The organism is Lonepinella sp. MS14434, assembly GCF_042468235.1.
Classification (GTDB): domain Bacteria; phylum Pseudomonadota; class Gammaproteobacteria; order Enterobacterales; family Pasteurellaceae; genus Lonepinella.
In genome coordinates this window covers 856,190-873,054 of the sequence record NZ_CP170386.1, presented here as the reverse complement: position 1 = coordinate 873,054, position 16,865 = coordinate 856,190, and the positions used below count along the sequence as shown (strand labels likewise).

General features: G+C 38.0%; 22 protein-coding genes. 15 read left to right on the top strand and 7 right to left on the bottom strand.

Going from position 1 to position 16,865, the window contains the following annotated elements:
* Nucleotides 1-102: 102 nt before the first annotated feature.
* Together vapC and vapB are read right to left on the bottom strand one after the other, a co-directional pair.
* Nucleotides 103-507: a tRNA(fMet)-specific endonuclease VapC gene (vapC, locus tag O1Q79_RS04295; RefSeq protein WP_153985822.1), complete on the bottom strand. Its 405-nt coding sequence runs from the start codon at nt 505-507 to the stop codon at nt 103-105.
* Nucleotides 508-519: 12 nt separating this feature from the next.
* Nucleotides 520-753, bottom strand: coding sequence for a type II toxin-antitoxin system VapB family antitoxin (vapB, locus tag O1Q79_RS04290; protein ID WP_386693130.1), 234 nt, complete (start codon nt 751-753; stop codon nt 520-522).
* Nucleotides 754-956: 203 nt separating this feature from the next.
* Between vapB and O1Q79_RS04285 the strand changes: the two genes are divergently transcribed.
* The 11 genes from O1Q79_RS04285 (at nt 957) to O1Q79_RS04235 (ending at nt 11,019) form a co-directional block, all read left to right on the top strand.
* The gene (locus O1Q79_RS04285) at nt 957-1,883 is read left to right on the top strand and encodes an ABC transporter ATP-binding protein (RefSeq protein ID WP_386693129.1); all 927 of its coding nucleotides are present in this window, start codon (nt 957-959) and stop codon (nt 1,881-1,883) included.
* Nucleotide 1,884: 1 nt separating this feature from the next.
* Complete coding sequence (locus O1Q79_RS04280) at nt 1,885-2,652, top strand: ABC transporter permease (RefSeq protein ID WP_386693128.1); 768 nt, start codon at nt 1,885-1,887, stop codon at nt 2,650-2,652.
* Nucleotides 2,653-2,718: 66 nt separating this feature from the next.
* Complete coding sequence (gene sohB / locus O1Q79_RS04275) at nt 2,719-3,780, top strand: protease SohB (RefSeq protein ID WP_386693126.1); 1,062 nt, start codon at nt 2,719-2,721, stop codon at nt 3,778-3,780.
* Nucleotides 3,781-3,977: 197 nt separating this feature from the next.
* A complete protein-coding gene (locus O1Q79_RS04270) occupies nt 3,978-4,823 on the top strand; it encodes an OmpA family protein (RefSeq protein ID WP_386693125.1) in 846 nt (281 codons plus the stop codon).
* A 108-nt stretch (nt 4,824-4,931) separates the two neighbouring features.
* Nucleotides 4,932-6,383, top strand: a complete 1,452-nt coding sequence (modF, locus tag O1Q79_RS04265; RefSeq protein ID WP_386693124.1) for a molybdate ABC transporter ATP-binding protein ModF — start codon at nt 4,932-4,934, stop codon at nt 6,381-6,383.
* Nucleotides 6,384-6,423: 40 nt separating this feature from the next.
* Complete coding sequence (locus O1Q79_RS04260; protein WP_386693123.1) at nt 6,424-7,344, top strand: SPFH domain-containing protein; 921 nt, start codon at nt 6,424-6,426, stop codon at nt 7,342-7,344.
* Between the two features lie 9 nt (nt 7,345-7,353).
* Entirely contained in the window at nt 7,354-7,812 is a 459-nt protein-coding gene (locus O1Q79_RS04255) for an NfeD family protein (RefSeq protein ID WP_386693122.1), read from the top strand.
* A complete protein-coding gene (locus O1Q79_RS04250) occupies nt 7,812-8,405 on the top strand; it encodes an NAD(P)H-dependent oxidoreductase (RefSeq protein ID WP_386693121.1) in 594 nt (197 codons plus the stop codon). The genes O1Q79_RS04255 and O1Q79_RS04250 overlap by 1 nt, the downstream gene beginning before the upstream one ends.
* A gap of 225 nt (nt 8,406-8,630) precedes the next feature.
* Nucleotides 8,631-9,689, top strand: coding sequence for a 3-deoxy-7-phosphoheptulonate synthase (locus O1Q79_RS04245; RefSeq protein WP_386693120.1), 1,059 nt, complete (start codon nt 8,631-8,633; stop codon nt 9,687-9,689).
* Between the two features lie 29 nt (nt 9,690-9,718).
* A complete protein-coding gene (gene tyrA, locus O1Q79_RS04240) occupies nt 9,719-10,846 on the top strand; it encodes a bifunctional chorismate mutase/prephenate dehydrogenase (protein ID WP_386693119.1) in 1,128 nt (375 codons plus the stop codon).
* Between the two features lie 41 nt (nt 10,847-10,887).
* Entirely contained in the window at nt 10,888-11,019 is a 132-nt protein-coding gene (locus O1Q79_RS04235) for a hypothetical protein (RefSeq protein ID WP_386693118.1), read from the top strand.
* Here the strand turns inward: O1Q79_RS04235 and ybaK are convergent.
* Nucleotides 11,016-11,501: a Cys-tRNA(Pro) deacylase gene (gene ybaK / locus O1Q79_RS04230; protein WP_386693117.1), complete on the bottom strand. Its 486-nt coding sequence runs from the start codon at nt 11,499-11,501 to the stop codon at nt 11,016-11,018. The genes O1Q79_RS04235 and ybaK overlap by 4 nt on opposite strands.
* Before the next feature lie 61 nt (nt 11,502-11,562).
* On the opposite strand from ybaK, the gene O1Q79_RS04225 reads away from it, so the two are divergent.
* From O1Q79_RS04225 to O1Q79_RS04210, 4 genes are read left to right on the top strand one after another with little or no spacing between them, the layout of a single operon-like run.
* Entirely contained in the window at nt 11,563-12,519 is a 957-nt protein-coding gene (locus O1Q79_RS04225; protein ID WP_386693115.1) for an oxidoreductase, read from the top strand.
* 17 nt (nt 12,520-12,536) lie between these two features.
* Nucleotides 12,537-13,832, top strand: coding sequence for an NCS2 family permease (locus tag O1Q79_RS04220; RefSeq protein ID WP_386693114.1), 1,296 nt, complete (start codon nt 12,537-12,539; stop codon nt 13,830-13,832).
* 16 nt (nt 13,833-13,848) lie between these two features.
* Nucleotides 13,849-14,205, top strand: coding sequence for a DsrE/DsrF/TusD sulfur relay family protein (locus O1Q79_RS04215; RefSeq protein ID WP_386693113.1), 357 nt, complete (start codon nt 13,849-13,851; stop codon nt 14,203-14,205).
* A gap of 28 nt (nt 14,206-14,233) precedes the next feature.
* The gene (locus O1Q79_RS04210; RefSeq protein ID WP_386693112.1) at nt 14,234-14,431 is read left to right on the top strand and encodes a hypothetical protein; all 198 of its coding nucleotides are present in this window, start codon (nt 14,234-14,236) and stop codon (nt 14,429-14,431) included.
* A gap of 313 nt (nt 14,432-14,744) precedes the next feature.
* Here O1Q79_RS04210 and O1Q79_RS04205 read toward each other — a convergent pair whose 3' ends face one another.
* The 4 genes from O1Q79_RS04205 to O1Q79_RS04190 form a co-directional block, all read right to left on the bottom strand.
* Entirely contained in the window at nt 14,745-15,032 is a 288-nt protein-coding gene (locus tag O1Q79_RS04205) for an addiction module antidote protein (protein ID WP_386693111.1), read from the bottom strand.
* Nucleotides 15,022-15,336 (bottom strand): type II toxin-antitoxin system RelE/ParE family toxin, encoded by a 315-nt coding sequence (locus O1Q79_RS04200; protein WP_386693110.1) that lies wholly within the window; start codon nt 15,334-15,336, stop codon nt 15,022-15,024. Before O1Q79_RS04200 ends, O1Q79_RS04205 begins: the two co-directional genes overlap by 11 nt.
* 277 nt (nt 15,337-15,613) lie before the next feature.
* Nucleotides 15,614-16,063, bottom strand: a complete 450-nt coding sequence (locus O1Q79_RS04195; protein ID WP_386693109.1) for a terminase small subunit — start codon at nt 16,061-16,063, stop codon at nt 15,614-15,616.
* A 318-nt stretch (nt 16,064-16,381) separates the two neighbouring features.
* Nucleotides 16,382-16,828, bottom strand: coding sequence for a helix-turn-helix transcriptional regulator (locus tag O1Q79_RS04190; protein ID WP_386693108.1), 447 nt, complete (start codon nt 16,826-16,828; stop codon nt 16,382-16,384).
* Nucleotides 16,829-16,865: the final 37 nt, after the last annotated feature.

Here is a 16,865-nt window from a genome sequence, read left to right as displayed (position 1 = left end):
GTTTATGAAAATGAATTTTGTACTATTAAACTAGTACAAAAGAATTTTGTCAAGGGATTTTTGTGTTATTTCACGAGAGTGTTGAAATAGGTTGGCTGGCTTTTATTCTTTAATCCAATTTTGGGTGATTAATCCTGAAACTCGCTCAAATTCTCGCAGATTATTACTGACCAAAATCAATCCTTCACTACGAGCGTGAGCGGCAATATGCAGATCATTTTCACCGATAAGATTACCTTGTTTGCTTAATTCGGCTTTAATATTGCCATAATGGGCGGCATTTTTGGGCGTGTAATCTACGACTTTTAGGCGAGAAAGAAAGTCATCAATCACACTCAAATTACGCTCAGGATAAGCACTTTTTTCTGCACCATAATACAACTCGCCAACGGTAATGCTACTCACACACATTCGCCCAATGTTGAGATTAAACATATTCAACACTTCAAGTGGACGGCGTTTGATAACATAAATCACCATATTGGTATCTAGCATATATTTCAGCATTGTTTTTCCCAATTAAAAATTCTCACGCTCAGGTTGCACACCTTGATCACGCTCATTCATAAAATCATCACTGACTCTATTAGGTGACAGGAAAAAGCTCTCCCACATTTGATCTAATGGGGTCAAAATACGTTCTTGCCCAACCACTCGCACGGAGACTTTTTTTACACTTTCGTCAAATCGCACTTCCGCAGGCAAACGCACAGCTTGCGTGCGATTAGTAATAAAAACAGAGGCTTCAACCATTTTATGCTCCTTTTATTTTTGTATTTAGCAAGAGTATATACTTGATGGCAGGGTGTGTAAACCAAAATATCAACAATCTTTAAATGTTCGGATTTTTTCGTAGCGATTAAATAGAAAAAGTGCGGTGTTTTTTGCCTGATTTTGTAAAAAACGTTATCATAGTCGGCTTGAAATAAGAAGAATAACAAAAAAGGTAAACGCAAATGTTTGCATTAGAAATAAAAGGCTTAACTAAGTCTTATAAAAATGGTGTCAAAGCGTTACATGGGATTGACTTAACCGTAGAACGCGGTGATTTTTATGCGTTACTTGGACATAATGGGGCTGGGAAATCTACTACTATCGGCATTATCAGCTCGTTGGTGAATAAAACCAATGGCACGGTAAAAGTGTTTGGCTATGATTTAGATCAACAGCTGAATTTAGTCAAGCAATGTATCGGGTTAGTGCCACAGGAATTTAATTTTAACCAGTTTGAAAACGTGATCGATATTTTAATTAATCAAGCCGGTTATTATGGTATTGTGCGAACGGAGGCTTTGCAACGTGCGGAAATCTGGTTAAAACGCTTGGATTTATGGGATAAGCGTCATCAGCAGGCGAGAAGATTATCAGGGGGGATGAAACGCCGTTTGATGATTGCTCGAGCTTTAATGCACCAACCTAAATTATTGATTTTAGATGAACCCACCGCAGGCGTGGATATTGAATTACGCCGTAGTTTGTGGACGTTTTTGGCAGAAATTAATCAGCAAGGCACCACCATTATTTTAACCACGCATTATTTAGAAGAAGCGGAAATGTTATGTCGCCATATTGGGATTATTCAGCAAGGGCGATTAGTGCAAAATATGGCGATGAAAGATCTGCTGGCGAAACTGGAAACCGAAACCTTTATTCTGGATTTGGATAAAAATGCGACGTTGTCACAAATTAAAGATTACAAAATAACCGCCTTAGAACAATGTTCTATTGAAGTCGAAGTTCACCGAGAGCAAGGGCTAAATTCCCTGTTTATTCAACTGGCAGAGCAACAAGTACAGGTACTCAGTATGCGAAATAAAACTAACCGCTTAGAAGAATTATTTGTCCGAATGGCGTTAAATAAACCAGTAACAGGGGAGAGATAATATGCAATTAACTTGGGTCGCATTTTATACCATTCTACGCAAAGAAATTCGCCGTTTTATGCGAATTTGGGTGCAAACATTGGTGCCACCTGTGATTACCATGACTTTATATTTTGTGATTTTCGGGCAGTTAATTGGTAGCCGAATCGGCGAGATGGGTGGCTTTAGTTATATGCAATTTATTGTGCCAGGGTTGATTATGATGTCATCTTTAACCAATTCTTTTGCCAATGTGGCTTCATCTTTTTATAGCACCAAATTTGCACGTAATGTAGAAGAATTGCTGATTTCACCTGTGTCGTCTCACATTATTATTTTAGGTTATATGGCTGGTGGTATGGTGCGTGGGATTTTGGTGGGGATATTAGTTACCACGGTGTCGTTATTTTTTGTGTCCTTTGATATTCATTCTTGGGGCGTGATTGCTTTAACCTTGTTATTTACCACAGCCACTTTTTCTTTAGGGGGCTTGATAAATGCGGTTTTTGCCCAATCTTTTGATGATATCAGTATTATTCCGACCTTTGTGTTAACACCATTAACCTATTTAGGTGGGGTATTTTATTCGATTTCCCTGTTACCGCCATTTTGGCAAGGGGTATCGAAACTCAATCCGATTGTGTATATGATCAATGGTTTTCGTTATGGTTTTTTAGGCATCAGCGATGTGCCGTTGGTTTATACTTTTACGGTATTGATATTGTTTATTTCTGTGTTATACGGAATGGCTTATTATTTAATTAGCCGTGGTATTGGGTTGCGTAGTTAGGATTGAGTTTAGCTTCCCGAAAGTGCGGTGTATTTTAATGGATTTTTTATAGGAGAAACAACATAGATGTGGTCTGAAATTGCAATTGGTTATGGGATTTTTATTTTAGAAATTTTAACCATTTTATTAGTGATTGCTGGGATTGTCGCCGTGATTATGGCGTTAAAAGAGAAATCTGCTCATTCCCATGGTGAATTAGAGATTACCGATTTATCGGAACAATATGAGGATAACAGCAAAAAATTGCGTGATTTTCATTTAACGGAAGATGAATTAAAAGAGCAAGAAAAAGCCGAGAAAAAGGCGGAAAAAGCTAAAGCGAAAGCCTTGAAAGCCAAACGTAAAAAAGGTGAAGTTGTCGAACAAGATGCGAAACCGACTTTGTATGTGTTGAATTTTAAAGGCGATATTCAGGCATCTGAAACCACTGCATTACGTGAAGAAATTAGTGCCATTTTGCAAGTAGCCGATCCTGCAAAAGATGAAGTGTTATTACGTTTAGAAAGCCCAGGTGGCGTAGTGCATGGCTACGGTTTAGCGGCTTCACAGCTTGCTCGTTTAAAACAAAAAGGGATTAAACTCACGGTGGCGGTGGATAAAGTGGCAGCCAGTGGGGGGTATATGATGGCTTGTGTGGCAGATCGTATTATTTCTGCTCCCTTTGCGATTATTGGTTCTGTTGGGGTGGTAGCACAGATTCCGAATATTCATCGTTTATTGAAGAAACACGATGTCGATGTCGATGTGATGACGGCTGGTGAATATAAACGCACCGTGACTATTTTGGGTGAAAACACTGAAAAGGGCAAACAAAAATTCCAACAAGAATTGGAAGAAACCCATGAATTATTTAAACAATTTGTGGCACAACATCGACCGCAGTTAGATGTGACGAAAATTGCCACGGGTGAACATTGGTTTGGTCAACAAGCCTTGGATTTACATTTAATAGATGAAATTGCCACCAGCGATGATGTGATTTTGCAGGCGATAGGTGAAAAATCTGTACTCGGCGTGCAATATAAGCAGAAGAAATCTTTGTTACAAAAACTGGGTAAACAAACTGAAGAAAGTGCTAATAATTTGTTACTTAACTGGTTAAAAGGTGATGAAAGAACCTTTTTGTAGTTTCTTTACAATCTTTACAAAAAATTCTTATTATGCGGAGAAATTTGATTTACTTTATTATTGTTTAATATTACCATAACATCAGGTTATAGCAGTGATTATTGCAATAATAAAGGGAGTTTAGGTCATTATTGTTTTTAGCTATAATTATAATTAGGTATTTTAGGATTATGAAAACATTATTTAAGGTAAAACGAATGAAATTATCACATTTTTTATTATCAACTATTGCCGCAACTACCTTGGTAGCTTGTGGAAATTTAAGCAATATTACCGATGAGGGGCAACCCGCAGGTGAAACAACAGAGCAGGCTGTGGCTAATTTAGTGTGGCCTAAAATTGATAAATCCCTTTTTAACCATGATGGTTCACAATTTGGTTCATGGCCAAACTGGGATAATGTTCGCATGGTTGAACGTGGTATGAACAAAGACCAATTATATAACTTGTTAGGTCGTCCACATTTTGCCGAAGGCTTATATGGCGTGCGAGAGTGGGATTATGTTTTCAACTATCGTGAAAATGGTGAACACAAAATTTGTCAATATAAAATCTTATTTGACAAGAATATGAATGCACAAAGTTTCTTCTGGTATCCGAATGGCTGTAATGGTAATTCATCGTTTGATTTAAGCGGCGATTTCTTATTTGACTTTAATAAAGATGTGTTAACTGTTAAAGGTAAAGAAGTGGTAGATAATATTGCGGCACAATTAATTAAATCAGGTGCTAAAGACGTTTCTATTGATGGTTATACTGACCGTTTGGGTTCTGACGCTTATAACTTAAATTTATCACAACGTCGTGCAGACCGCGTTAAAGCACGTTTAATTGAACAAGGTGTTCAAGCTAATTTTGTTGCTACCGGACATGGTAAAGCAAATCAAGTTAAAGCTTGTGATGGAGAAACAGGTCAAGCGTTAAGAGATTGTTTACGTCCTAATCGTCGTGTAGAAGTTAAATCTTCTGGTATCGTATTGAACCAATCTGAATCAAGTAAAGTCGCTGGTCCTAAAGGTCCGACACCTTATTATCAAAAATAATATAGCGTTTTGATTGATGCGAAGGCTAAACATTGGTTTAGCCTTTTCTTTTGTTTGTTAGTCAGATAACATGATAGAAATTATAGAATAAAATAAGGGTGATAAGTAATGAAACAAATTAATCTTCAACAAGCCGAATTCTTATTAAATCAAAAAAATCGTTTAAAAATACCGCACTTTCAAATTCAACAAGGGGATTTTTGGGTTGTGGTGGGAAGTAATGGGAGTGGCAAAACCGCTTTTTCATTAGCAGTTGAAGGTAAAATTCCAGTTTATGATGGATTATATGAAAATACCTTTACCAACATTCAACAATTTTCCTTCGAAAAACAACAGAAAATTTTAGAACAAACTTTTCGTGATCGGAACAATGATTGTATTAGCCCTGATGATTTTGGTAAAACCGCTCGCCAAACTATTTTGAACGGTTCGGATCATCATCAATTATGTCAACAGTATGCAGAAATACTTGGGATTACACCGTTATTAGATCGTCCTTTCATGCACCTTTCTACAGGTGAAAGTCGCAAAATCCTATTAGCTCAAACCTTAGTGCAGCAACCAGATTTACTGGTTTTAGATGAACCCTTTGAGGGACTAGATCAAAAATCGGTACAAGATTGGCAATCGCTATTAGATATTTTATCTAAACAAACCACATTATTGCTGATTATTAATCGTTTTAACGATATTCCGCCCACGGCTAAACAGATTGCCTTGTTGGAGCATTGCGAACTTGTTTTACAAGGAAATAGAACGGAAGTAGAGCAGCATAGTATTTTTCAACAATTACACTATGCTGAAAATGCCATTGATGTACCTTTACCTGAAAGTGCTTCGCCAGTGCAAAAACTCGATCAAAATACACCGCACTTTGAATTGGAAAATGTGACTATTCAATATGCGGATAAAATTATTTTAGATAAATTAACTTGGACAGTATTACCACGGCAACATTGGTGGATTAAAGGTCCTAATGGTGCAGGAAAATCTACCTTACTTTCTATTATTACAGGCGATCATCCTCAATCTTACAGTAATATTGTGCGGTTATTTGGTCGTCAACGTGGTACGGGGGAAAGTATTTGGCAAATTAAATCCAATATTGGCTACGTAAGTAGTCAACTGCACATGGATTATCGGGTAAATTGCTCTGTATTAGATGTGATTATTTCAGGTTTTTTTGATAGCATTGGTGTTTATCAACGCACTCCCGATGCCTTGCGAGTGAAAGCGATGCAATGGCTAGAACGAATCAATTTAGCCAACTTGGCGAAAAAGCCATTTCGTTCACTTTCTTGGGGTCAGCAACGGTTATTGTTAATTACTCGAGCCATGGTGAAATATCCGCCTGTGTTAATTTTAGATGAACCATTGCAGGGGTTAGATGGGTTAAATCGAGCGTTAGTGAAAAATTTTATCGATCAATTAGTGCAAAACAGTGCGACACAATTATTATTTGTATCACATCAAGATCAAGATGCACCGCAATGTATCACCCATATTTTTGAATTTGTGCCAAAAGAAAATGGCTATCAATATGTACAAACTGCGGTGTAAAATGCTATAGTTTTGCTGAATTTTTTATAAGGAGATTATTATGGAATTTTACGATGGCTTACCTGTCGCAACGATTGTGTTTATTGCTTTAGTTGCGTTTGTTTTATATTCAACCTTAAAAACCGTACCACAAGGTTATCACTGGACCATTGAGCGTTTTGGTCGTTATACCAGAACCCTTTCACCAGGCTTGAACTTTGTGATTCCTTTTGTGGATCGTGTAGGTCGTAAAATTAATATGATGGAACAGGTGTTAGACATTCCATCACAAGAAGTGATTTCGAAAGATAATGCCAATGTATCCATTGATGCGGTGTGCTTTGTGCAAGTGATCGATGCACGTAGTGCCGCTTATGAAGTCAATCACTTAGAACAGGCGATAGTCAATTTGGTAATGACCAATATTCGTACTGTGTTGGGGAGTATGGAATTAGATGAAATGCTTTCGCAACGAGATAGTATTAATGGGCGTTTATTGGCGATTGTTGATGAAGCGACCAATCCTTGGGGCGTAAAAGTAACCCGTATTGAAATTCGAGATGTGCGTCCTCCGCGTGAATTAAGTGAAGCCATGAATGCTCAAATGAAAGCAGAACGGAATAAACGGGCGGAAGTGTTAGAAGCGGAAGGGGTTCGTCAAGCTCAGATTTTACGTGCAGAGGGGGAGAAACAATCTCGAATCTTGCGTGCCGAAGGGGAAAAACAAGAAGCAATTTTACAAGCAGAGGCTCGTGAACGTGCTGCTGAAGCCGAAGCCAAAGCCACTCAAATGGTATCTGAGGCGATTACTAATGGGGATACTAAAGCGATTAATTATTTTATTGCTCAAAAATACACTGAAGCACTAAAACATATCGGTGGATCAGATAATAGCAAAGTGGTATTAATGCCTTTAGAAGCAGGTAATTTAATAGGTTCTATAGCAGGTATTACAGAGTTATTAAAAGGTGATAAAAAATAAGGAGCTGTTATGGAATGGTTTGCCACTTGGACAGTATGGCATTGGCTAATTTTAGGCTTTGTGTTGTTAATTGCAGAAATTGCAATCCCAGGTATTTTCTTACTGTGGTGGGGATTGGCAGCTATTGTTGTGGCGGGGATTATGCAAGTATTTCCCGCATTATCCTTAGCCAGTCTAGGTATTATTTATGCTATTTTAGCGACAATATTAAGCGTACTTTGGTGGAAATATCAGCATAAAAAAGATCTTGTTGATGAAAAACATTCTCACTTAAATCAACGAGATCATGCCATGCTTGGCACAGTCGGTATTGTTCGGGAAATCAATGATAATGGTATCGGTCGAGGGCATTTCGGTGATACAACTTGGCGAATCCAACAGGCACATAATGAAATGTTACAAGTCGGAGATAGGATTAAAGTGCTTACCGTACAAGGCATTACATTAATAGTTCAAAAGGTGAATTAATGAAACTGCATTTAATTATCTTTGCTCACCCTAATAGCAATAGTTTTACTAAAGCAATGGCAGACACCGTCATGGAAGTTAGCCAGCAGTTTGGGGCAAATACGGTGGTAAGAAATCTTTACGCATTAAATTTTGATCCCGTATTGTCTTATGAGGAAATGCAAGGTGTCTGGCAAGGAATTATTCCTGAAGAAGTGAGTTATGAACAAAAACTTATTCAACAAGCAGATTTGATTACCATGATTTATCCCGTATGGTGGATGGGATTTCCTGCTATTCTCAAAGGTTATTTAGATCGTGTTTTTACCCATGGTTTTGCTTATCAAACAGGAGAAAATGGTTCAGTAGGATTATTACAAGGCAAGAAAATGCAACACTTTATTAATATTGGTAATAATGTAGAGGTTTATCAAGCCAAAGGTTTTGCACAAGCACTAGATGTATGTTTGGTCAATGGTTTGTTTAATTATTGTGGTATTACTGATATTGAGCATCGTTTATTTGGGGATTTACATATTATTAGCAATCAAGAACGTAAAGCTATGTTGACAGAAGTGGCTGAAAAAACTTTGAGAAATTTGACCGCAGTTTGATTGCTCTACACTGATAGCCCTGTACTGATAGCCCCGTACTGACGTACGGGGTTAGTAATATGACGCCACGCTGTGGCTTTTGTTTTATTTGGAAAAGATGCGGAGCATCGTTACATTAATAACCTTGTACGTTAGTGCAAGGAAAAAGATTGCTATTTATTTTATTATAATGTATTTTATTGTTTACATTTTATGTAACTAATTTTTTACACAAAGGAACTCAGTATGAACAAAGATAGTATCCATAACGTCCATATCGTTGATGAGAAAGTATTAATCACACCTATTGAATTAAAGCAAAAATTGCCTTTACCAGTGCATTTGCGTCATCAAATAGAACAACATCGCCAAGATATTTCAAATATTATTCACAAACAAGATCCTCGTTTATTGGTGGTGATTGGACCTTGTTCTATTCATGATCCTATGGCTGCATTAGATTATGCCAAACGCTTAAAAGCGCTTGCTGACGTACTACAAGATCAGCTTTATATTGTGATGCGTGTTTACTTTGAAAAACCTCGCACCACTGTAGGCTGGAAAGGGTTAATTAATGATCCGAAAGTTGATGGTACGTTTGATGTAGAACATGGTTTGCATATTGCTCGTCAATTATTACTCGAATTAGCCGAAATGGGTTTACCATTGGCTACCGAAGCACTAGATCCGATTACCCCACAATATTTAGCAGATTTATTCAGTTGGTCAGCGATTGGAGCGAGAACCACGGAATCACAAACTCATCGAGAATTAGCTTCAGGTTTATCCATGGCAGTTGGCTTTAAAAATGGCACAGACGGTAGTTTAGCGACCGCCATTAATGCCATGAAAGCCGCTTCAATGCAACATAGTTTTATTGGGATTAACCAAAAAGGACAGGTGAATTTATTACACACCGAAGGCAATCCAGACGGTCATGTTATTTTACGTGGTGGTAAAGTGCCTAATTATCAAGCGGAATTTGTTCAACAATGTGAACAGGCGTTAGAAAAAGCAGGGTTAGAAACGGCGATTATGATTGACTGTAGTCATGCCAATTCTAATAAAGATTACCGCCTACAACCCGCAGTCGCAGAAGATAGCTTACAACAAATTATGAATGGAAATCGTTCAATTATTGGGTTAATGTTGGAAAGTAATATTAATGCAGGTAATCAAAGTGCGGAACAACCTGTTAGTGAGATGCAATATGGTGTGTCGATTACTGATGCCTGTATTGATTGGGACACTACCGATAGCCTGTTACGTAAAATTGCAGACGACTTAAAAAATCGAGTAAAATAGACCGCACTTGAGTTCTGACGGAAGATAAAATGGACGTATTAAAAGAAATAAGAAATGAAATTGATACCCTAGACAGCGAATTAATTGAGCTGTTTGCTAAACGCCTTGCGTTGGTAAAAAAAGTCGGTGAAGTGAAACACCAACAGGGTTTGCCAATTTATGTACCTGAACGTGAGGCAGATATGTTAGCCGCTCGCCGTCAAGAAGCAGAAAAAATCGGGGTGCCAGCAGATTTGATTGAAGATGTTTTACGCCGAGTGATGCGTGAATCCTATACCAGTGAAAATGATTTTGGTTTTAAAACCGTCAACCCTGAAATCAAAAAAATCGTGGTAGTAGGGGGAAATGGTAAACTCGGTGGATTATTTGTTCGTTTCTTACGTTCATCAGGTTATGCCGTTGATATATTAGGTCGTCAAGATTGGCAAAGTGCGGATCAAATTTTGGCAAATTCTGATGTTGTCATTGTCTGTGTGCCGATTGCTAACACTTTAGAAACGATTGAACGCTTACAACCTTATTTAACCGAAAATATGCTATTAACGGATTTAACATCGGTTAAACGTCAGCCACTACAAAAAATGTTGGAAGTTCATCATGGGGCAGTAGTGGGGTTACACCCGATGTTTGGTCCTGATATCGCCAGTATGGCGAAGCAGGTGGTGGTGCGTTGTGACGGGCGTTATCCTGAACGTTATCAATGGCTGTTAGATCAAATTGCAATATGGGGAGCAAAAATTTATCAGGTAGATGCTGCGGAACACGATCATAGTATGACCTATATTCAAGCCTTACGCCATTTTTCGACCTTTGCTAACGGCTTACATTTATCCAAGCAACCTGTAAAATTAGCCAATTTATTAGCCCTGTCTTCACCCATTTATCGCTTAGAATTAGCCATGATCGGGCGTTTATTTGCCCAAGATGGTGGATTATATGCAGATATTATTATGGATAAACCAGAAAATTTAGCCGTGATTGAAAGCCTAAAAGAAAGTTATGTAGAGAGTCTAAAATTCTTTGAAACAGGCGATAAACAGGGTTTTATTGATACCTTTAATAAGGTAAGTCAGTGGTTTGGTGAATATTCCGATCTATTTATGAAAGAAAGCCGCCAGCTATTACAACAGGCAAATGATAGTCGGCAGCATAGTTAGTTCGAGGATAGAATGGAATTATTAAATAAAGGGGAAAGTTTATGAATTGGTGGTTAATTGGTGTAGGTGGCACATTGGCATTAATGAGTTGTATTTTTACGGGATTAGTGATTTGGGCGAATTGGGATCTGCTTTTTGGACATAAAACAGACCCCAAAAATTCATCTCGTTAAGGGTGATTTCCATCTACTATATCCCAAAATTCCGCCCCTAGCACCTTGGCTAAATCTTGTGGGGCAAGTTCTACGCTTAACCCCCTTTTTCCGCCCGAAACAAAAATTTTCTCAAAATTCACCGCACTTTGTTCAATAACGGTTTTTAGCCGTTTCTTTTGTCCTAAAGGGCTGATTCCACCCACTAAATAGCCACTGCTTTTTTGTGCAAATTCTTTATCTGCCATATCCACTTTTTTTACCCCAATAGCTTTCGCTGCTTTTTTCAGGTTAAGCATATTGGCTGTTGGCAACACAAAACAAGCGAGTTTCTTTTGATCGCCATTTTCTGCCACTAATAAGGTTTTAAATGATTGATTTGGATCGATGCCGAGTTTTTCTGCTGCTTCATCACCAAAGTGGGTGTTATGTGGATCGTGATCATAAGTGTGTAAAGTAAAGGGAATTTTTTGTTTTTTTAGTAAATCTATAGCTGGTGTCATTTTCTTTTCTTTATGAAACAAGTTAAAATATGCCGTTATTTTATTACGATGAGAACTAAAAATGAATAAATTAAATATCGCTATTGCAGCAGAATTTGAGCTTTGTGAAAAAATAGCCTATTTTTTACAAAATAGCGGATTGGAAATTAGCCAGTTATTTATTGTGGAAATTTATCCTTTTAATGAAGAACAAGGGGTACGTTTTAATAATAAAGCCGTAGCACAAATTGCTACAGAAGATGTAAATTGGGGCGATTTTGATTGTGTGCTATTTGCTGGCGAAACAGCTCAAGCGACACATATTGCTAATGCCGCAGAAAGTGGTTGTGTAGTGATTGATATGTTGGGCGTGTGCGCATCTATTTCAGGTGTGCCAGTGGTGGTGCCAACCGTAAACGATGAACAATTAGAAAATTTGCGACAACGTAACATAGTCTGTTTGCCGAATCCACAAGTGAGTCAAATTGTTTTAGCATTAGCATCCTTAATGGAACATTATCCATTAAATCAAGTGATTATTAGTTCCTTGTTGCCAGCATCTTATCATAGTGGCGAAACTGTGACTAAGTTAGTCGGGCAAACCGCAAGATTGTTAAATGGCATTCCGTTAGATGAAGATGAACAGCGCCTTGCCTTTGATGTTTCGCCACATCATCATGATTTTTCAGTGCAATTAAGTAAGATTTTTCCGAGTTTGAATGTGGTGTTGCATAGTATTCAAGTACCAGTATTTTATGGTTTAGCGCAAAAAATTAGCGCATTTTCTGATTATGCTATAGATATTGATGTGGTGAAATCTGCATACCAACAAAATGACTTTATTCAATTAGACGAAAAAATAACACCTGTATTAAATGGTGAACAGGAAAATAATGAAGAAACAGTTAAATTGCATATTAGTGATTTGAAAGTGATAGAAAATGGCGTAGAATTTTGGACGGTCGCGGATGAACAACGTTTTAATTTGGCTTTCTTAGCGATCAATTTGTTAGCAAGAATTTTTAATCAACAATCTTAAATACTTAAGGAATCAATATGCTAGAAAAATTTTTTCAGCTAAAACAAAAAGGTAGCAATGCCAAAACTGAAGTGATCGCAGGGATTACCACCTTTTTCACGATGGTTTATATTGTGTTTGTTAACCCATCTGTATTAGGTGTCGCAGGTATGGATACCCAAGTGGTATTTGTCACCACTTGTTTAATTGCTGCATTCGGTACAATTGCTATGGGCTTATTTAGTAACTTGCCGATCGCTCTTGCTCCAGCGATGGGATTAAATGCTTTTTTCGCCTATGGTGTGGTGTTAAAAATGGGCTATTCTTGGCAAGTGGGGATGGGTGCCATTTTTCTAGGCTCAGTTGGCTTATTTTTGCTCACTGTATTACAAATTCGTTACTGGTTTATGTCGGCTATTCCCAAAGGTTTACGAGTTGGGATCGGAGCGGGAATCGGTTTATTAATTGCCTTAATTGGCTTCAAAAATATGGGGTTAATTATCCCTAATGAAGCTACCTTGGTTGCTTTAGGTGATTTGCACGATTTAAAAATCTTAATGGGAATTTTAGGCTTTTTTATTATCGTTGTATTGTCTGCGAAAGGCATTCACTCTGGCGTGTTAGTGTCTATCGTAGTGATTACCGCTTTAGCTTTACTTTTTGATCCTACAGTACAATTTAACGGCATTATGTCAATGCCACCAAGTTTAGATTCTGTGGTTGGGCAAGTGGATATTGCCGGGGCATTTGATTTAGGTTTACTCGGAATCATCTTTTCTTTCTTATTAGTTAACCTGTTCGATTCATCCGGGACATTAATTGCAGTGACTACCAAAGCGGGATTTGCGGATGAGCAAGGACGTTTCCCAAAAATGAAACAAGCCTTATTAGTGGATAGTACATCTGCTATGGTCGGTTCATTTATGGGAACATCGGCGATTAGTACTTATATTGAAAGTGGTTCAGGGGTCTCTGTTGGGGGACGTACCGGCTTAACGGCAGTTGTCGTGGGGGTATTATTCCTATTAACCATTTTCTTCTCACCATTGGCCGGTTTAGTACCATCTTATGCGACGGCAGGAGCATTGGTGTTTGTAGGGATCTTAATGGCATCTAGCTTAATTGAAGTGGAATGGCATGATTTAACGGAAGCCACACCAGCCTTTATTACCACCGTCATCATGCCATTTACCTATTCCATTACGGAAGGGATTGCCTTTGGTTTCATTACTTACTGTATTATGAAAGCCTGTACTGGCCGTTGGAAAGAAATCAACGGATCTGTTTGGGCGGTATCTATTTTATTCTTAATCAAATTTATTTGGGTTGGTTAAACAACGAGGACATATTATGCAAAAACTATTATTTATTTTTAACGAATCACCTTATGGCACAGAAAAAACGTTTAACGGCTTGCGTTTTGCGGTAAATCTATTAGAAGAAAATGGTAAAGATGTAGAAATCAAAGCCTTTTTCTTCTCTGATTCGGTATTAGCTGGGCTTGTGGGTCAAAATCCGAATGATGGTTACAATGTACAACAAACCCTAGAAGTATTAACTGGGTTAGGGGCGGAAGCTAAACTTTGCACAAGCTGTACTAAAGCTCGTGGCATTACACATTTACCGTTAGTTCAAGGTGTCAGCGTAGGTACATTGGATGATGTGTCAGTTTGGACATTGTGGGCGGATAAAGTGATTAATTTTTAGTATTATTGAAATGCAAAGCATCATTAATATGTCTTCTGATACGAGAGCATTTTATTTAAAGCGCGATATTAAAGAGCTAATCAAAGGGCTATCGCCAAAAACAGACGTTGGTTACAGTAGAACACAAATTGCCATAGATGACATTGAACAGGCTTTTGTCTGCTCTTCGGTTGAAAAACCTCACAAACCATCAAGCTATGGCAGATATGTTGACAAAATTGTTTGATAATACTGATTTTTGAGTTTTTCTAGCGATGTTACTTTTTTTCTCGGATTGAGATAGTACCGCATAGCACAGCAAAAGACAACAAAAAAGCCTTAAATCATTAAGAAATAAGGCTTTTTTGTGCTTCGTTGGACGGTGTAAAATTGTGTTCTGGCTGGCGTCATCTGAAGTGAGTGCGTTCAAGCCTTATAGATACTGGGTTTTCTCAATTCAGATTTTCACCAGTGTTACTTATGGTGTTACTTTAAGTTAAAGTGTCCCTGTTTGCAGGCTATCAGTTATTCAAAACTGCGGTTAAATTTGGGTTTGTTTTTCAAGCTGTCTTTATCCGTGGTACTAACTCAATATTCAACCCATTAAGAATTTTTCGCACGGTTTCAAAACGGGGTTTGCTTGACGAAAGGGTTTTATATAGGCTTTCTCTGCCAATGCCTGCTTTTTGGGCTAACTCGTTCATTCCTTTTGCTCTCGCTACGGTGTTTAAGGCTTGGATAAAGTCTTCAGGTGTGCCGTCTTCTAAAGCCGTGGTAAGATATGCCACCATCATTTCTTCATTTTTAAGATAACGTGCTGAATCAAATTCTCTGATTTTAATGGTCATTTTTTAGCTCCTGTTTAATTTGTTGCCAAAGTTGTTTAGCTTTGTCTATATCTTGGCTTTGTGTAGATTTATCACCGCCGTTGGTTAGTATGTAAGTAATTTCGCCTTTTCGTGCGTAATAGATTCGGTAGCCTTTGCCTTTAGTGATTCGCATTTCATAGACTCCATCACCAACGGATTTATGATCGCCAAAGTTCCCTTGTTTGGCTCTGTCAATGCGTGAAACTATCGCTACAACTGCCATTTGATCATTAAGATTATCAAGCCATTCTGAAAATATCTCGGTTTCTTCAATAATGTACATAATCACCCCATTAAGTAATAGCATTATTGTATAGTTTTGGATACTATTAGGCAAATATTTTATTAAAAGAATCACAAAATAGCTGAATGATGATGACGGTCAAAAAATGCGAAAATTTGCCTTTCTCCGTGAGTCCGTTACCCCGTGGGAAAGGGTATCCCTTAGGGAGTACCTTTTACTAAAAACCCCTGAAAAACTGCAATAGCGATTAAATGAAGTTTCAGGGGCGGTATGGTGAGCTTTTTCGCTGAACTTTTCCACACCCCTAGGGCTAGGATTAGTCAAAACTGCGGTGTAAATTTAGGGCGTTTTGTGCGTTGGCTATCTCTTCAGGATTTGGAGCAACAAGCATTATTTTAGTAGGGAAATGTTGAATCTCTTCACCGTCCGCTTTCGGCTTATCAAAACCTAACAGCTTGGCTTTGCCCATTGTTGCCGTAATCATTGCGTTTGGGTTGTTGTTGCTTTCGGCGATTTTTCTCGCGTGCTCTAATTCATCAAGCAGACTGTCAACGGTGATGTTGTGCCGTGCCACATTATCCGATTGTAACTGCTTAATTCTTGTCGCAATCTTGCCGTTGTCTAATAGTTCCTTGGCTTTGCGGTGAACGCTTTCGGGTTTCATTTGCTCCACGTTGTAGGCTCGACGGTAGGCTTCGCTCGCATTGCCTGTTTCAATGTAGGACAAGCAAAAGGTTTCTTGTTTGGGGGTGAGTGTGGTCATCATTTACCGATTTCTCGCTTCAATTTTAGATTTTCTCTGTTCTAATTTTTTAACCTAATAGTTCTATTTTTTTAACGTCATCGTTTTTTATTATACAAAACCTGTATATATTTTGCCCTTTACGTTAAGAAAATAGAATTATTTTGCTATTCTTGGTGTTAAGAAATTTAACGTGTTTATAGATATACCATATCATATAGTTATTTTTAATATGTGGTGCAGTTATTTTTTTAGTCGTGATATTCCACCAACAACATCAATAAATACCTGTTAGACTGTCGGCGGTCGGATTTTTAGTTAAAGTTGCATTAAAAAGCCTTGCTATTCACAAGGCTTGGTGTTGTTGGATTGTGATTTCAGTTTATCGTTGTAATGTTTCCAACTATGCTTAGCTTGGGTTGTTGGTTTTAGGTCGTGGATGGAGTAGCCATTCTTTAGACATTCATCAATGCGGTAGATTGTGACAGCGTACAGACTCAATACGCCTTTTCTGCCTTGTCTGCTGGTTTCTATAAATCCTTTCTCTTCTAGCGATTTTAGGCATTTGAAAAGCGTTTGGCGTGATAGGTTATACTCTTTCTCAACGGTGTTGTAGGGAATGGCTAAGTTACCGTTATTCGTGCCGTTATATTTTCGGCAAAGATGAATAAATACCTTTGTTTCATTGCCAGTTAATGAGCGATAAGCTAGGCTATCTAACATTGAATTAGGAATAGCAATAAATTTCCCTGTGATTCGTCTGTTCTTGTTATTCGTATTTTTTGACATATAATAAACCTTGCTTGATTAAATCGCTCCTAGTAAA

Excerpts from the sequence above, each read along its gene's own strand:
- vapC (WP_153985822.1), bottom strand. The coding sequence starts at position 507 with ATGCTGAAATATATGCTAGATACCAATATGGTGATTTATGTTATCAAA.
- vapB (WP_386693130.1), bottom strand. The coding sequence starts at position 753 with ATGGTTGAAGCCTCTGTTTTTATTACTAATCGCACGCAAGCTGTGCGT.
- O1Q79_RS04285 (WP_386693129.1), top strand. The coding sequence starts at position 957 with ATGTTTGCATTAGAAATAAAAGGCTTAACTAAGTCTTATAAAAATGGT.
- O1Q79_RS04280 (WP_386693128.1), top strand. The coding sequence starts at position 1,885 with ATGCAATTAACTTGGGTCGCATTTTATACCATTCTACGCAAAGAAATT.
- sohB (WP_386693126.1), top strand. The coding sequence starts at position 2,719 with ATGTGGTCTGAAATTGCAATTGGTTATGGGATTTTTATTTTAGAAATT.
- O1Q79_RS04270 (WP_386693125.1), top strand. The coding sequence starts at position 3,978 with ATGAAATTATCACATTTTTTATTATCAACTATTGCCGCAACTACCTTG.
- modF (WP_386693124.1), top strand. The coding sequence starts at position 4,932 with ATGAAACAAATTAATCTTCAACAAGCCGAATTCTTATTAAATCAAAAA.
- O1Q79_RS04260 (WP_386693123.1), top strand. The coding sequence starts at position 6,424 with ATGGAATTTTACGATGGCTTACCTGTCGCAACGATTGTGTTTATTGCT.
- O1Q79_RS04255 (WP_386693122.1), top strand. The coding sequence starts at position 7,354 with ATGGAATGGTTTGCCACTTGGACAGTATGGCATTGGCTAATTTTAGGC.
- O1Q79_RS04250 (WP_386693121.1), top strand. The coding sequence starts at position 7,812 with ATGAAACTGCATTTAATTATCTTTGCTCACCCTAATAGCAATAGTTTT.
- O1Q79_RS04245 (WP_386693120.1), top strand. The coding sequence starts at position 8,631 with ATGAACAAAGATAGTATCCATAACGTCCATATCGTTGATGAGAAAGTA.
- tyrA (WP_386693119.1), top strand. The coding sequence starts at position 9,719 with ATGGACGTATTAAAAGAAATAAGAAATGAAATTGATACCCTAGACAGC.
- O1Q79_RS04235 (WP_386693118.1), top strand. The coding sequence starts at position 10,888 with ATGAATTGGTGGTTAATTGGTGTAGGTGGCACATTGGCATTAATGAGT.
- ybaK (WP_386693117.1), bottom strand. The coding sequence starts at position 11,501 with ATGACACCAGCTATAGATTTACTAAAAAAACAAAAAATTCCCTTTACT.
- O1Q79_RS04225 (WP_386693115.1), top strand. The coding sequence starts at position 11,563 with ATGAATAAATTAAATATCGCTATTGCAGCAGAATTTGAGCTTTGTGAA.
- O1Q79_RS04220 (WP_386693114.1), top strand. The coding sequence starts at position 12,537 with ATGCTAGAAAAATTTTTTCAGCTAAAACAAAAAGGTAGCAATGCCAAA.
- O1Q79_RS04215 (WP_386693113.1), top strand. The coding sequence starts at position 13,849 with ATGCAAAAACTATTATTTATTTTTAACGAATCACCTTATGGCACAGAA.
- O1Q79_RS04210 (WP_386693112.1), top strand. The coding sequence starts at position 14,234 with ATGTCTTCTGATACGAGAGCATTTTATTTAAAGCGCGATATTAAAGAG.
- O1Q79_RS04205 (WP_386693111.1), bottom strand. The coding sequence starts at position 15,032 with ATGACCATTAAAATCAGAGAATTTGATTCAGCACGTTATCTTAAAAAT.
- O1Q79_RS04200 (WP_386693110.1), bottom strand. The coding sequence starts at position 15,336 with ATGTACATTATTGAAGAAACCGAGATATTTTCAGAATGGCTTGATAAT.
- O1Q79_RS04195 (WP_386693109.1), bottom strand. The coding sequence starts at position 16,063 with ATGATGACCACACTCACCCCCAAACAAGAAACCTTTTGCTTGTCCTAC.
- O1Q79_RS04190 (WP_386693108.1), bottom strand. The coding sequence starts at position 16,828 with ATGTCAAAAAATACGAATAACAAGAACAGACGAATCACAGGGAAATTT.